Raw genomic sequence first — 13,818 nt, forward strand, 5'->3', positions numbered from 1 at the left:
TTTATGAATAATGAAAATAATAAAAAAATACCTAAGATTATCCATTATGTATGGGTAGGTAGAAAAGAAAAGAGTGAACTTGCTCTTAAATGTATTGAAAGCTTCAAAACATATTGTCCAGAATATAAAATAATTGAATGGAATGAAGATAATTTTGATGTTTCAAGTAATGAACAAGTAAGAATTGCATTAGAAGAGAAAAATTATGCATATGCATCAGATATAATCAGAGTATGGGCTCTATATAAGTATGGTGGAATATATTTTGATACTGATTTATGCTTAACAAAAAATATTGATGAACTTTTAAACTATGATGGTTTCTTATGTTACGAAAGTAAATATTGGTTTGGTACTGCTGTTATAGGGTTTATACCTAAACATAAGGTATTAGAAAAAATATATAAAAGATATGAACAGCCGGCAAAGATTGGGTTTAACACTAATCCATTGACAGTTCATGCTTTTGCTGCAGCTCTAAGATTTTATTATGGGTTAAAACCAAATGGAAAATTAGATGTTATTAATGATATTTTATTGTTGCCAGAAGAATATTTTTATCCAATTAATTATATGACCTTAAAAATGAGAAAAACAAATAATACATTTGGTATTCACTATTATGGTAGTACATGGCATAACAAGGCACAAAAAAGAAGTGTTAGTTTTGCTAGAGGATCAAGGAAAATTCTAGGGAAACATGTTTATTCGTTTTTTGAGAGAATTGTTGCGAATAGTTATTACCGAAAATTAAAAAAAGAATTTATGCGAATTGAGGAACAAGATAATGGAACACATAATCAAAGTTAAAGATCTAAAAAAGTCTTATCGTGATTTTCAAGCGGTTAAAGGAATAAGTTTCAATGTAAAAAGAGGTGGATTGTTCGCATTTTTAGGATTAAACGGAGCTGGCAAGTCAACAACAATCAATATTTTATGTTCAATCATTGAAAAGAATAGTGGTTCAGTAGTAATTGATGGATTAGATTTAGATAAAGATAGACTTAAAATAAAAGAAAAAATTGGAATTGTTTTTCAAAGATCTGTCCTCGATTATCAATTAACGGTTAAACAAAATTTAGAATCAAGAGCGAGTCTCTATCCATTAACAAAAGATGAAATAAAATCAAGAATTAGTTATTTAATCAGTATATTAGAATTAGAACCAATTATTAATAGACAATATGGAGATTTATCGGGTGGACAAAAACGAAAAGTTGATATAGCAAGAGCCTTAATTAATCAACCAAAGATCTTGTTTTTAGATGAACCAACTACTGGACTTGATCCAAATACAAGAATAACGGTTTGGGAAATTTTAGATAAATTAATTAAGGAACAAGATTTAACAATCTTTTTAACAACACACTATATGGAAGAAGTTGTTAAAGCAAGAGAAGTTGTTATTCTTGATGAAGGTGTAATTGTGGCTTCAGGAACTCCTGATGATTTAAAGCAAAAATATGCAAATGATATTTTAAGAGTTATTAGTGAAAAAAATGAAAAATTAGAAAAAAAATTAAAAGATAAAGATTTTGAGTATATTAATGATAGTTATCATATTAAAGTTAAAGACTCTATTGAGGCATTAAAAATAATTAATAGTGATATTGATTTATTTAAAAATTTTGAAGTTTTAAAAGGAAATATGGATCAAGTATTTCTAAATGCTACGGGCAAAAAATTGGAGGTAAGCAATGCAAACTAATTTAAGTAATGCAAAGAATTATCTTCATAATATTTGGGAGTTAACCAAAAGGAATATTTTAATATTCTTAAAAAATAAAACGACACTCTTCTTTTCAATGATTGCCCCAATTCTAATTTTAGTTATATATATCTTGTTTATGGGGGATTTACAAATAAATATGATTAAAGATTCATTACCAAGTGACATTGTTGTTAGCACAAAGGATATTCGAGGAATTGCAAATGCTTGGATGGTCTCTGGTATTGTTGGAATTTCTTCATTAACAGTTTCATTAAATAGTATGTTTGTTGCAATCTCAGATCGTGAAAGAAGAGTAGTTGATGATTTTACTGCATCCCCTGTTAAGCTTTTTAATTTGACATTAAGCTATTTTATTTCAGCATTTCTTTTAACTTTTGTTATTTGTTTTATATTTTTAATAGTTGGATTATTATATTTAGTAATTACTACTGGGGTTATCTTTAGTATTATCGAAATCTTAGAACTTGTTTTAGTTTTATTGTTATCAAGTTTATCGGCAGTTATTATTTTAATGTGTATAACAACATTCTTTAAAACAACTGCAGCAGCATCTTCATTTACAGGAATTTTTAGTGCTTTAGTTGGTTTCTTAATAGGTGCATATCTTCCTGTTAGTATTTTACCAATTGGAATTCAAAATTTTGCAAATTTAATACCAGGATCTCATTCGACTGGATTATTTAGAATCATCTTTATGAATAGAATGATAGAAAACCTACCTAGTGATATACCAGCTAGTTTTATTGAAGAAATTAAAAAAACATATGGTTTTGATTTACATATGTTTGGAACTAAAATAAATAGTACATACATGTATTTATATTTAACCCTATCAATCATTGTATTCTTTATTCTTTATTTGTTCATTAATAAATGGGTTAAAAAAAATAAATAATTATGGAGGAATTAATGTGAAGTCATTTTTAAAACAACTACTAGAAGGAGCATTAATTGGATTAGTAATTGGAGTAATGTTTCTATTACTTGGTTATAATATTGCCAAAGGAATTGATAGCCTTTTATGGTATGAGTGGATTATTTTAGTTATTGTTCTATATATTGTCTACCAATTGGCGATTATTTTTCATGAATTAGGACATTTAATTTTTGGTAAATTAACAGGATATAAGTTTTTAAGTTATCGATATCGTTCTTTTTTGATAATGAGAAATGAAAAAAACAAATTAGTTTTAAAAAGGTTTACTGTCCATGGAACATTGGGACAATGCTTAATGATACCTCCAAAGAAAAAGCCATTACCAATTTTTTGGTATAACGTTGGTGGAGTTACAATGAATCTTTTATTTGCAATAGTCAGTATTATTGTTTTTAAGTTTGTTGGGAATAATGATTTAATTAAAATCTCCTTAACCATAGTCATTACTATTAATTTATTTTTAGCTGTTTTTAATTGGGTTGGTATTAAAGGTTTAACTAATGATGGTAATAATTATCGTGAAGCTAAGAAATATCCTGATTCAAGAAATGCACTATTTTACATATTAGATATTAATGCAAGATTATCTAATAATGAGCGTATAACAACTATGTTACTTGATGTTCCATTTGATGAATTAGATCTTACAAAACCGCTACAAATTAATTATGCATTTAGTATTGTAATTAAAAACATATATTTACAGAATTTCGAACTTGCCAAAACTCAGATTGATGAAATACTAAAAACATATAATGAACCGGGCTCAATCCTTATTTTACTTATAAAACCATATAAATATTTATTGATGTTAATTGATGAACAAGAACAAGCGATTGATAAGAAAGATAAAGATGTCATTAAAATCTTGGATGCTATGAAGTATGAACCATCATTTGTTTTAATTAAGTGGTATGAAGAATTAATTCGAAATAATCAAAATAATGATGAACTTTCCAAGCAATTCTTGAAAGTATGTGAAAATAGTCCTACACAAGGTGAAGTTTTTGATTTAATTGAGTTTAAAGAAGTGATATATCAAATATATTTAGATAAAAAGACATTATAAATCCTCAAATTAGAGGATTTTTTAATTTTAAAACATTTTTATATTATAATAATATTGCGAGATGATGAAATGAATAGATTAAAGAAAATAGGTTTAACAATATTATTACTTATAATAGTGCTGTTGTTAACTAGAAAAGAAAATCAAAATAAAACTTTAATAACAACCGATTTTATTCAACCTTGGAAGATTCTTGATTGGAATGATGAAGATTTTGATAATCATTTTTTGAAATTAGAAAGTGTAAAAATAAAAGAAGTTATTATTCAATGGACAATTGAATCAGATGGTGATGAGTTTAAATATCGGTTATATCCTTCTAAATATGAGACAAAGGATAAGTATGATAGTATTCTTGAAAAGTTGTTAAAAAGTGCTAAGAAGAATAATGTTGGTATTTATATTGGATTAAATAATGATTTGCTATGGTGGAATAATTATCAAAATAATGAAGATTATTTAAAATTTCAAATGGAAGTTGCTAAAAATCAAGTTGATGAAATAGAGAATTTATATAGAGAAGAATACTTTAATACTATTTTAGGTTATTACTTACCTTTTGAAATATATACTAATGCAAGTGGGTTTAGTCATAATTGGGCAAATATGTTTAATATTTTAATTGAACATTTAAATTTAAAAACATTTAGTATACCGTTATTATTTTCTCCGTTTTTAAGTGACTATGCGGGAAGCACTAATCAAAATATTAAAGATACTTTTGATATTTTATTTAAAGAATCAAAGTTTCGTGATTTTGATTTAATAATACCAATGGATTCTTATGGTAATGTCTTACCAAATGATTTGAATAATGAAAATAGAGCTTTTAATTATTTAGAGAGTATAAGAAAATCAATAGAAGAAAATTCTAAAATAGGTATGGCTGTAAATATTGAAATATTTAGTGAAGTTAATGGTGAATTTAATTGCTGATTTTGAAAGAATAAAACAACAATTAAATCTAGCATATTCGTTTAATGATAAAAAGATTATAGCTTTCTCATTTTCACATCATATTATTTTTGATGGAAATGACGAACTGTTTAAAGAATATATAAAATATTTAGAAAGAATAAGAGAATAAAAATATGAAAATAGAAAATCAGGAAAAATTTACAGATGAGCAACAAAAAGAAATTAAAGAAATGATTCAAAAGTTTTATTTAAGATCAATATTAGCTTTATCAGGAATGATTGTTTTTGTTATCCTTCTTGTAATATCTTCATTTATCGAAATTGAACAAATAATTATGATTGTTACAGAGATAGCTTTAGGTATTACGATTTTAGTATCACTTATAATGGCAGTGATTGTATTCTTAAGATTAAAAAAATATGTAAAAAATATAAAATAAACTATTTTCCTAGTAAAAAAATATGATAAAATAAAAAAGTATTTTTTAGATACTAGGAGGAAACAAGATTGAAACGAGTCGTTATTGTAGGAACACAATGGGGAGATGAAGGTAAAGGTAAAATTACTGATTATCTCGCTTTAAAAGCTGATGTAGTAACAAGATATCAAGGTGGTAATAATGCTGGGCATACGATTGTTGTTAATTCAAAGAAGTATGCATTACATTTATTACCTTCAGGAATTTTAAATGCTAATAAAATCAATATCTTAGCAAATGGAATGGTAATAAATATCGAAGCATTAATAAATGAACTGAATGAAATAGGATTAAGAGATTATAAACTATTTATATCAGACCGAGCACATGTTACATTTCCATTTCACTTAGAAATTGATAAACAAGAAGAAAATAGCAAACATAAAAAAATTGGGACAACACATAAAGGAATTGGACCAACTTACAAAGATAAATCAGCTAGAATTGGAATTAGAGTTGGTACTCTAATAGCAAATGACTTTAAGGAAAACTTAAAAGAGTTAATTGAAAATAAGAATAAAGAGTTAACTACAAATATCGATTTTGAATCAGTATATGAAAAATATAGTGAATACGCTAAGATAATTAAACCGTATGTCACTGATACATCTAAACTCCTTAATGATTTAATTATCGATAATAAAAAAATCCTTTTTGAAGGTGCACAAGGAGTTATGTTATGTCTTGATCATGGAACATATCCTTTTGTAACATCATCATCACCAACAGCAGCCTCTGTTCCAGTTAATACTGGGATTGCTCCTTGGCTTATTGATGGTGCAGTTGGAGTGACTAAAGCATACTCAACAAGAGTTGGTGAAGGTCCAATACCTAGTGAAATGTTTGATGAAATAGGAAATAACATTAGAATTAAAGGTAATGAATTCGGAACAACAACAGGACGCCCAAGAAGAATTGGTTGGCTAGATACCGTTGTTTTAAGATATACAAAACGTGTTTCAGGATTATCTTATTTAGCTGTTACGTTATTAGATGTTCTAACAGGATTAGATAAAATTAAAATTGTTAAATCGTATATGCTTGATGGAAAAGAAATAGATACAATTCCAGCACATATTAAAGATTATGAAAGAGTAGTTCCAAATTATCTTGAAGTTGCTGGTTGGAGTGAAGATATTACTAATGTTAAGTCATTTGAAGAATTACCTTTAAATGCTAAAAAATATTTAAAAATGATTGAAGAATTAACAGGTGTTAAAGTAGCAATATTCTCAGTTGGACCAAAAAGAGAACAAACAATTGAGATTTTACCAATATTTGAGGACTGATTAAAATGATTAAACGATATCAAAGTGACGAGTTTGAAAAACTTTGGAGTGATCAAAATCGCTATGATAATTTTTTAAAAGTTGAACTTGCTGCTGCTAAAGCATGGATGTTATTAGGGTTATATGATTCTAAAACCTATCTAAAAATTAGTGAAGCAACATTTAAACTAGAAGATATTTATGAGTTAGAAAAAGAAACGAAACATGATGTTGTAGCATTTACACGAACTGTTGGAAATACGATTGGTGATGAAAAGAAATGGATACACTACGGACTAACATCAACAGATGTTGTTGATAGTGCTAATGCTCTTATTTTAAGAGAAGTAAATAGTCATATAAATAATCGAATAAATGATTTAATTGAAACATTAAAAGAAAAAGCAATTAGATACAAGGACATACCTTGTATAGGTAGAACTCATGGAATTCATGCAGAAGTTACTTCTTTTGGATTAAAGTTTTTATTATGGTATGAAGATTTAAAACGAATTCAAAAAGTATTTTTAGATGCAAAAGATAATATTGAAGTAATAAAGATAAGTGGAGCAGTCGGAAATTATGCTGCGAATACACCAAAACTTGAAGAAGAAATATCAAAAATATTAAATATAAAAAGTGCAAATATCTCAACACAAGTCTTGCAAAGAGATAGACATGCATTATACATTAGTTCTATAGCACTGTTAGGTTCAGAGTTAGAAAAAATTTCAACAGAAATTAGACATCTATCGAGAACTGAAGTTGGAGAAGTTAGTGAATCGTTTGCTAAAGGTCAAAAAGGATCTAGCGCAATGCCACATAAAAAAAATCCAATAGCAAGCGAAAATATTTCGGGATTATCAAGAGTTTTAAGAGGTTATGTTACTACATCTTTTGAAGATATAAATTTATGGCATGAAAGAGATATATCTCATTCTTCTGTTGAAAGAATTATATTAGCTGATGCTACATCTTTAATAGATTATATGTTAAATAGGATTAATAATGTGTTAAAAAACCTTGATGTTAATGTGGAGAAAATAAGTTCTAATATTGAATTAACAAAAGGTGTTGTTTTTAGTCAACATGTTTTGAGTTTATTAATTCAAAAAGGAATGATAAGAGAAACTGCATATGATCTAATTCAAAAATTAGCATATGATACTATTGAAAATAATAAAGAATTTAAACTAATAATAATTGATAATAAAGAGATTATGTCTTATGTAACTATTGAAGAAATAGAAACGGTTTTCAGTTATAAGTATTTATTAAGAAATGTTGATTCAATATATTCAAAAGTTTTAAACTAAATTATTTGAATTATAACAGTTAAAGGGACAAAAATTGTCTCTTTTTTTATTTGGAAAGTATCTTCGATTAACTTTTTAATGATAAAATAATGTTATACTTATTATAAAGAAAAAATTTAGTATTAATAGGGGGTTATTATGTTCAAATTTGATTTTGATGATATAAAATGGCTAAATAAGCCTTTAGAAATTGAAAAGATTAATGATAATAGTATTAGAATTAAGACAACTCCAGGCACTGATTTATGGCAAAAAACATACTATGGATTTATGAGAGATAATGCACATATATTATATGTTTCAACAAGTGAAAAGTTTTTTACATTTAATGTGAAAGTTGAATTTAATAGTAGTGAATTATTTGATCAAACTGGAGTAGTAATATATCAAGATAGTAATAATTGGTTTAAATCAGGAATTGAGTATCATAATAACGCAGAGGCATGGTTAGGTAGCGTTGTTACAAATAATGGATATTCTGATTGGGCAACAACGAATATTGGGGCATTTATTAAGAGTATGTGGTATAGACTAAGTAGAAGAGAAAATGATTTTCTTTTAGAAAACTCATATGATGGAATAAATTATCAGCAAATGAGAATTTTTCATTTGTTTAAGGCGGATGATGCAATTAATATTGGACTTATTGCATGCTCTCCAACAAATGGATCATTTGATGCAACATTTTCTAACATAAAAGTTACAAATTGTATTTGGAAATTAGAAAATGAATAAAAAGTTAAACTATAACAGTACCTTAATAGCAAGTTTTATAGGTTATATTGTTCAAGCAATCGTCAATAACTTTCTACCATTATTGTTTATTATTATCCAAGATACATATCATGTTACTTTAGCAAATATAACACTTTTAGTAACTGTTAATTTTGGTGTACAATTAATAACAGATTTAGTTTCTGTTTCATTTATTGATAGAATAGGTTACAAAATGTCGGTTATTTTAGCACATGCACTTGCTGGTATTGGACTTGTTTTATTAGCATTTTTACCAGAATATTTTAGTAACCCATTTATTGGTTTTTTAATACCAGTAGTAATATATGCAATTGGTGGTGGATTACTAGAAGTTCTAATTAGTCCAATCGTTGAGGCATTACCAACATCTAATAAAGAAAAAGCAATGAGTCTTCTACATTCATTTTATTGTTTTGGACATGTAATTGTTGTTTTAATTACAACGATATTTTTCTTAATTTTTGGTACAAAAAACTGGCAAATATTAGCACTAATCTTTGCATTAATTCCAATTTCAAATATGTTTTATTTTATGAAAGCTCCAATTAGAAAACTTAATGAAGATCATAGTAAAGAATTAAAAGTTAAAGATTTAATAAAGAAAAAAATATTTTGGTTATTTGTTTTATTAATGATAACATCAGGAGCAAGCGAACAATCAGTAAGTCAATGGGCATCTAAATTTGTTCAAGATGAACTAGGACTTAATAAGATTTATGGTGACTTACTTGGGCCGATGTTATTTGCAACTATGATGGGAATATCAAGGTTTTTTTATGGTAAATATGGTGAAAAAGTAAAATTAGAAAGATTCATGTATATAAGTGCATTTCTAGCAGTTATATCTTACTTGATGATTAGTATTATTCCCTCACCGATTATTGGATTAATAGGATTTAGTATCTGCGGATTATCGGTTGGAATAATGTGGCCAGGAACATTTAGTATTGCATCAAAGGAGATACTTGGTGCTGGAACATCAATGTTTGCTTTACTTGCACTTGCTGGTGATTTAGGTGCATCACTTGGCCCAACTGTTGTTGGTATGGTAGCTAGCACGCTAAATGATAATTTGAAGTTAGGAATATTAGCAGCAATTATTTTTCCAATAGGAGTAATAGTCTTATTAGTTGGTAAAAATAGAATTATTAAAAAGCTTGAAACTGTATAACTTTTATATATTTAAAAGTTAATATTGATACAGTAGATTTTGAAATACATATTTGTTATAATTGAAAAAACAAAAAAAGGAAAATGATGAGATGAAACTAATAGGGGATATAGCAAGGAAAATAGGAAGTGTCTTTAAAAAGATTTTTTTAAGTTTATGGAATTTAATATTAATTATTTGGACAGGAATAAAAAAAGTATCAAAATCAATTTATAGTTTTATTAAGAAAATATCAATTTTTCTATGGGATAATCTTTTAAAATATCCTTTTATATTTTTGAAAAAAATAACATCACTAATATATAAAGGATTATCGTATATTTTTAAAAAACTAGAAATCTTACTTGCACCAGTTGGAAGACTTCTACTTAATATTTTAAAGTTTATTTGGAATGTTTTGAAAATAATTGGAAGATTTTTCAGATTAATCTTTAGATATATTTGGAAAGGTGTAAAATGGTTAATTACTACTATTGCAAGAGGAATTAACATTGTTTTAGACAAAGTTGTTGAGTTTTTTGTTTGGCTTTATAAAATATTAAAAAAGTGCTTTATTGCAGTTGTAAACTTTTTTAAATATGGATTTAGATCATTTCCTGATGGTGGATACCGTTTTTCAATGAATGGTTTAATAAATCTAATGTTAGTATTTCACTTTATACTATATGTAATACCAAGATTTATAATTATTACAATACCATACGAAGCTTATCTTGTAATAATAAAGGTTTTAAACCCAGTTATAACATTTATTTATAATTGTTTAAAAACACTTGGAAAAGCTATCAAAAGTATATTAGTATTCTTATATGAAAAAACACTTAATTTTTTATATGTAATTGTTGAACAAATCTATCTTATTGCTCCATATTATTATGTTCTTTTACTATCACCGATTGTTATTCCTATATTTATATTATTAGCAAGTGTTGCACTTATATATAGTTTATTTGTAAGTATTTTATTATTCTTCAAATCAGTATTAAACTTTAATCATAATGAATATAATGAAATTTTAGATGTTAAAAATCAATATTATCCAAGTATTAATATTCATAAATTATCAAACAATTATTATAAGAATTTAAAATATGATTATATAAGTTCAACTAAAATAAAGAATAGTTGGATTATAGTAAATCTAATAGTTTGGCAATTGATTTATAAATATCTTGTTATAGTAATATATAGTATAGTCTTATTACCGATAACACTAATTATGTTTATTTTTTATAAGATTAAGTATAATCTTATTAAGAATGATCTTAATAAATATGTTGAAAAAAGGATTAAAACAAATGAAATAAATGGTTTAATTAAAAATAAAAAGTATACTTTTTTTGGTAAAAAACTAGAAATCAAAGTAAGCAATAGTACATATGATGATGAGCTTGATTTGTTTATTTTAAATAATGAAAAAACTAATATTGATATTGTTTATAATAATGAGATTATATTGAATAAAGAGATTAAGTACAATACTAATGAAAATTATGAATTATATAATATGTTTAATGAAATAAAGAATAGATTAAAAGATATTAAGAATTATGAATTTATGCTACCAAGCATTTCAAATGATAATATTCAAATTTCTTATGAAACAACAAGAAGAGATGATTTAATCAAAGATTTTCTTTATACACTTAGACCAAATGGTGATGTTGCAAGAATAAAAGTATTTTTAAAGTCTAAAAATAATACTTTGGAACGTGAAATTTTTGTAGACACCATTATTAACAGCAGACTTATAAGTGAAGAAGTATTAAATAAAAAATTGATTAACATTAAAAAGGGTGAAAGTTTTTTAAAGTTTTTAGATAAACGATTAGAATATATTTTTATTGAAAATGAAAATATAAATAAAGATGGGAAAATAAAAAAACTTGATGATGGATTAATAACAGTTTCATTTTATATTAAAGACTTACCAGTTAGGGTATATAATGTTGAGGTGTTTGTTTTAACAAATGAAAAAGATTTTAATTATTACTTAAGTCAGTTAGAAATACCGAAATTTGATTATGAAAACCAAAAAATGATTCTTAATTTTGAAATAACCAATAGAGATAATAGTAAAAGAAATGTTTCATGGTTTATAAATGGTAATGAAGTATATCCTGATGATTCATTTGATTTACACCATAGATATTATGGTGTACAAAAAAGATATACTGCAACTGCAGTATTTAGCTTCAATAATAAATTAGTAACAAAACATTTTGAATTTAGTAATCCAACAAACAAAAAAGAAATCCATTATAAATATGCATTATCAGAAATTATTAAATCAATTGACTATTTAGAAACAGATGAAGAGATTAAGTTTCAAACAATTAGTAAATCAATGAGATATTATAAAAAATCACATAAGAAAAATAATAATTATTTATACTTACCTGTATTTGGTGAGAGTTATGTGTTTGTAATTAAATGGAAATCACTTAATCCAGATATAATTAATTCAAGTGGAAAGATCTATAAAGTTACTAATGATAAAGTTTTCTTTGAAGTTGTTATGTATAGAAATATATTTAATAATAAGAAGTTTGTTATTGAGTATAAAAGAGAAAAAAATAATGCATAGTTTTAGCAAGGAAAAACAAACAGTAATATTTAAAAATTTTCAAAGTAAAATAAAAAAAGAAAAAAGTTTTGCTGAATCAATTGAAAGCTTAATTGAATTTAGAATTGAAATGTGGAATATGTATGAGTATGTATTTAATACTTTAAAAGAAGAAGAGTATAAGAAAAAGCCAATCAAACAATTTAAAACAATAGCTTATTATTTATATCACTTAAATAGAATTGAAGATATCACATTAAATACTTTAATTAAAGATCAGGAACAAATTTTTTATAAAAATAATTATCAAGAAAGAATTAATTCTAAATTACATACAACCGGCAATGAATTAACACTTGATGAAGTAGAAAAGTTTTCTGAAAGATTAAATATTAAAGAACTAATTAAATATGTGAAAGAAGTATTTGAAAACACTAACAACTATATTAAAATAGTTAATTATTTAGATAGTAGAACATTAATTACAAGCGAGAGAAAAGAAAAACTGCTTGAACTTGGATCTGTATCTAATGATTCTAAAGCTTTTTGGTTAGTTGATTATTGGTGTAAGAAAGATTATCAAGGAATAATGCTCATGCCATTTTCCAAACATCACTTTATGCATTTATGGAATTCGATTAGTATAATAGAAAAATTAAACTAAAACAAGCAAAACTAGCGTTCATGTTTAGAAATAGTTTGTATATAGATTTTAAGAATTGCTAAGAAAATATAAAAACTTTCTTTTCTAGTATTTTAATGTTATAATCCCGAGTTTGACAGTTAAAAAAGAATAAAAGACCACTTATTAGCATTGTTAAGTCCTCTAAATTGTCTTTTTTATTTTAAAAAAATGTATTGCTATATGTTTGTTTATCCAGACCAAGCTTGAAAACCTTTGCTAAATGATCGAGTAATTTGTTTCCAGCATAAATACTTTCAAATATTGATTCATTTATAGGTAATACATTCATCTTAATTGATTAATAATTTCATCTGTATTATATTTTGAATCTGATTTCTTTTCTAATAACCTGTAAATCAAAAGTGATGTAAAGCATATAGCGAAATGTGCAGTAATACGTGTATTTTTTCTATGATAAATAGATCTGGATTTAAAAGTACTTTTAAGAATTCTAAGTGATTCTTCAATTTCACATCTACCTTCATTAATCTTTAAGATTTCAGAAGCTTCCATATCTTCAATAGAAGTAACTACTGCATATAGACCATCATACTTTATTCATTTTGTAGCTTGTCTAGGTCAATAAATACTTCAATATCAACAGTCTTTTCAATAAAGCGTTTAGGACTATTAAAAGTGGTTTTATCATAAGTACCTTTATTTATCATTTCATATGCACGCGTTAATTGTTTGTCTCTTAAAGTTTTTCATATAAAAAATATTTCTTTTGATAAGTAACAATTAATGTTTGCTTAAAGTCTGTTTTTTTCTTCTTTTTATATATTAATCCAATATCAATTGGATTATTAATCATCATAACTTTGAAATAAACATCCTTGTTAATATCTCTAATACTTTTTTTATTTACAAACTTTAATATTTCATGTTTATTTACAAATTTTAATAGTTCATTGATTTTTA

General features: G+C 25.3%; 14 protein-coding genes. 13 read left to right on the plus strand and 1 reads right to left on the minus strand.

The genetic code is table 11. The annotated features are described in order from the left end of the window. Nucleotides 1-3 precede the first annotated feature (3 nt). The 13 genes from EXC62_RS03890 (at nucleotide 4) to EXC62_RS03945 (ending at nucleotide 12,876) form a co-directional block, all read left to right on the plus strand. Complete coding sequence (locus EXC62_RS03890; protein ID WP_052589894.1) at nucleotides 4-810, plus strand: glycosyltransferase family 32 protein; 807 nt, start codon at nucleotides 4-6, stop codon at nucleotides 808-810. Beyond that, entirely contained in the window at nucleotides 788-1,708 is a 921-nt protein-coding gene (locus tag EXC62_RS03895) for an ABC transporter ATP-binding protein (RefSeq protein ID WP_026390524.1), read from the plus strand. The genes EXC62_RS03890 and EXC62_RS03895 overlap by 23 nt, the downstream gene beginning before the upstream one ends. Further along, nucleotides 1,698-2,627, plus strand: a complete 930-nt coding sequence (locus EXC62_RS03900) for an ABC transporter permease (RefSeq protein WP_026390523.1) — start codon at nucleotides 1,698-1,700, stop codon at nucleotides 2,625-2,627. The genes EXC62_RS03895 and EXC62_RS03900 overlap by 11 nt, the downstream gene beginning before the upstream one ends. Nucleotides 2,628-2,643: 16 nt before the next feature. Next, nucleotides 2,644-3,738 (plus strand): M50 family metallopeptidase, encoded by a 1,095-nt coding sequence (locus EXC62_RS03905; RefSeq protein WP_026390522.1) that lies wholly within the window; start codon nucleotides 2,644-2,646, stop codon nucleotides 3,736-3,738. Nucleotides 3,739-3,807: 69 nt separating this feature from the next. Beyond that, on the plus strand, nucleotides 3,808-4,674 hold the full coding sequence (locus EXC62_RS03910) for a DUF4434 domain-containing protein (RefSeq protein ID WP_162140206.1): 867 nt from the start codon (nucleotides 3,808-3,810) through the stop codon (nucleotides 4,672-4,674). Then, complete coding sequence (locus tag EXC62_RS08835; RefSeq protein ID WP_156907462.1) at nucleotides 4,655-4,825, plus strand: hypothetical protein; 171 nt, start codon at nucleotides 4,655-4,657, stop codon at nucleotides 4,823-4,825. The genes EXC62_RS03910 and EXC62_RS08835 overlap by 20 nt, the downstream gene beginning before the upstream one ends. A 4-nt stretch (nucleotides 4,826-4,829) precedes the next feature. Continuing rightward, entirely contained in the window at nucleotides 4,830-5,096 is a 267-nt protein-coding gene (locus tag EXC62_RS03915; protein WP_026390520.1) for a hypothetical protein, read from the plus strand. Nucleotides 5,097-5,164: 68 nt separating this feature from the next. After that, nucleotides 5,165-6,424 (plus strand): adenylosuccinate synthase, encoded by a 1,260-nt coding sequence (locus EXC62_RS03920; RefSeq protein WP_162140205.1) that lies wholly within the window; start codon nucleotides 5,165-5,167, stop codon nucleotides 6,422-6,424. A 5-nt stretch (nucleotides 6,425-6,429) separates the two neighbouring features. After that, complete coding sequence (gene purB, locus EXC62_RS03925) at nucleotides 6,430-7,719, plus strand: adenylosuccinate lyase (RefSeq protein WP_026390519.1); 1,290 nt, start codon at nucleotides 6,430-6,432, stop codon at nucleotides 7,717-7,719. Nucleotides 7,720-7,857: 138 nt separating this feature from the next. Continuing rightward, the gene (locus tag EXC62_RS03930; protein WP_026390518.1) at nucleotides 7,858-8,454 is read left to right on the plus strand and encodes a DUF1349 domain-containing protein; all 597 of its coding nucleotides are present in this window, start codon (nucleotides 7,858-7,860) and stop codon (nucleotides 8,452-8,454) included. Next, nucleotides 8,447-9,646, plus strand: coding sequence for an MFS transporter (locus EXC62_RS03935; RefSeq protein ID WP_026390517.1), 1,200 nt, complete (start codon nucleotides 8,447-8,449; stop codon nucleotides 9,644-9,646). Before EXC62_RS03930 ends, EXC62_RS03935 begins: the two co-directional genes overlap by 8 nt. A gap of 91 nt (nucleotides 9,647-9,737) precedes the next feature. Further along, nucleotides 9,738-12,233: a hypothetical protein gene (locus EXC62_RS03940; RefSeq protein WP_026390516.1), complete on the plus strand. Its 2,496-nt coding sequence runs from the start codon at nucleotides 9,738-9,740 to the stop codon at nucleotides 12,231-12,233. After that, nucleotides 12,226-12,876: a DinB family protein gene (locus EXC62_RS03945; protein WP_035375727.1), complete on the plus strand. Its 651-nt coding sequence runs from the start codon at nucleotides 12,226-12,228 to the stop codon at nucleotides 12,874-12,876. Before EXC62_RS03940 ends, EXC62_RS03945 begins: the two co-directional genes overlap by 8 nt. Before the next feature lie 306 nt (nucleotides 12,877-13,182). On the opposite strand, the gene EXC62_RS03950 is transcribed toward EXC62_RS03945, so the two are convergent. Then, nucleotides 13,183-13,455: a transposase gene (locus tag EXC62_RS03950; protein ID WP_269744979.1), complete on the minus strand. Its 273-nt coding sequence runs from the start codon at nucleotides 13,453-13,455 to the stop codon at nucleotides 13,183-13,185. Between the last annotated feature and the right edge of the window lie 363 nt (nucleotides 13,456-13,818).

The organism is Haploplasma axanthum, assembly GCF_900660745.1.
GTDB classification, from domain to species: domain Bacteria; phylum Bacillota_I; class Bacilli_A; order Acholeplasmatales; family Acholeplasmataceae; genus Haploplasma; species Haploplasma axanthum.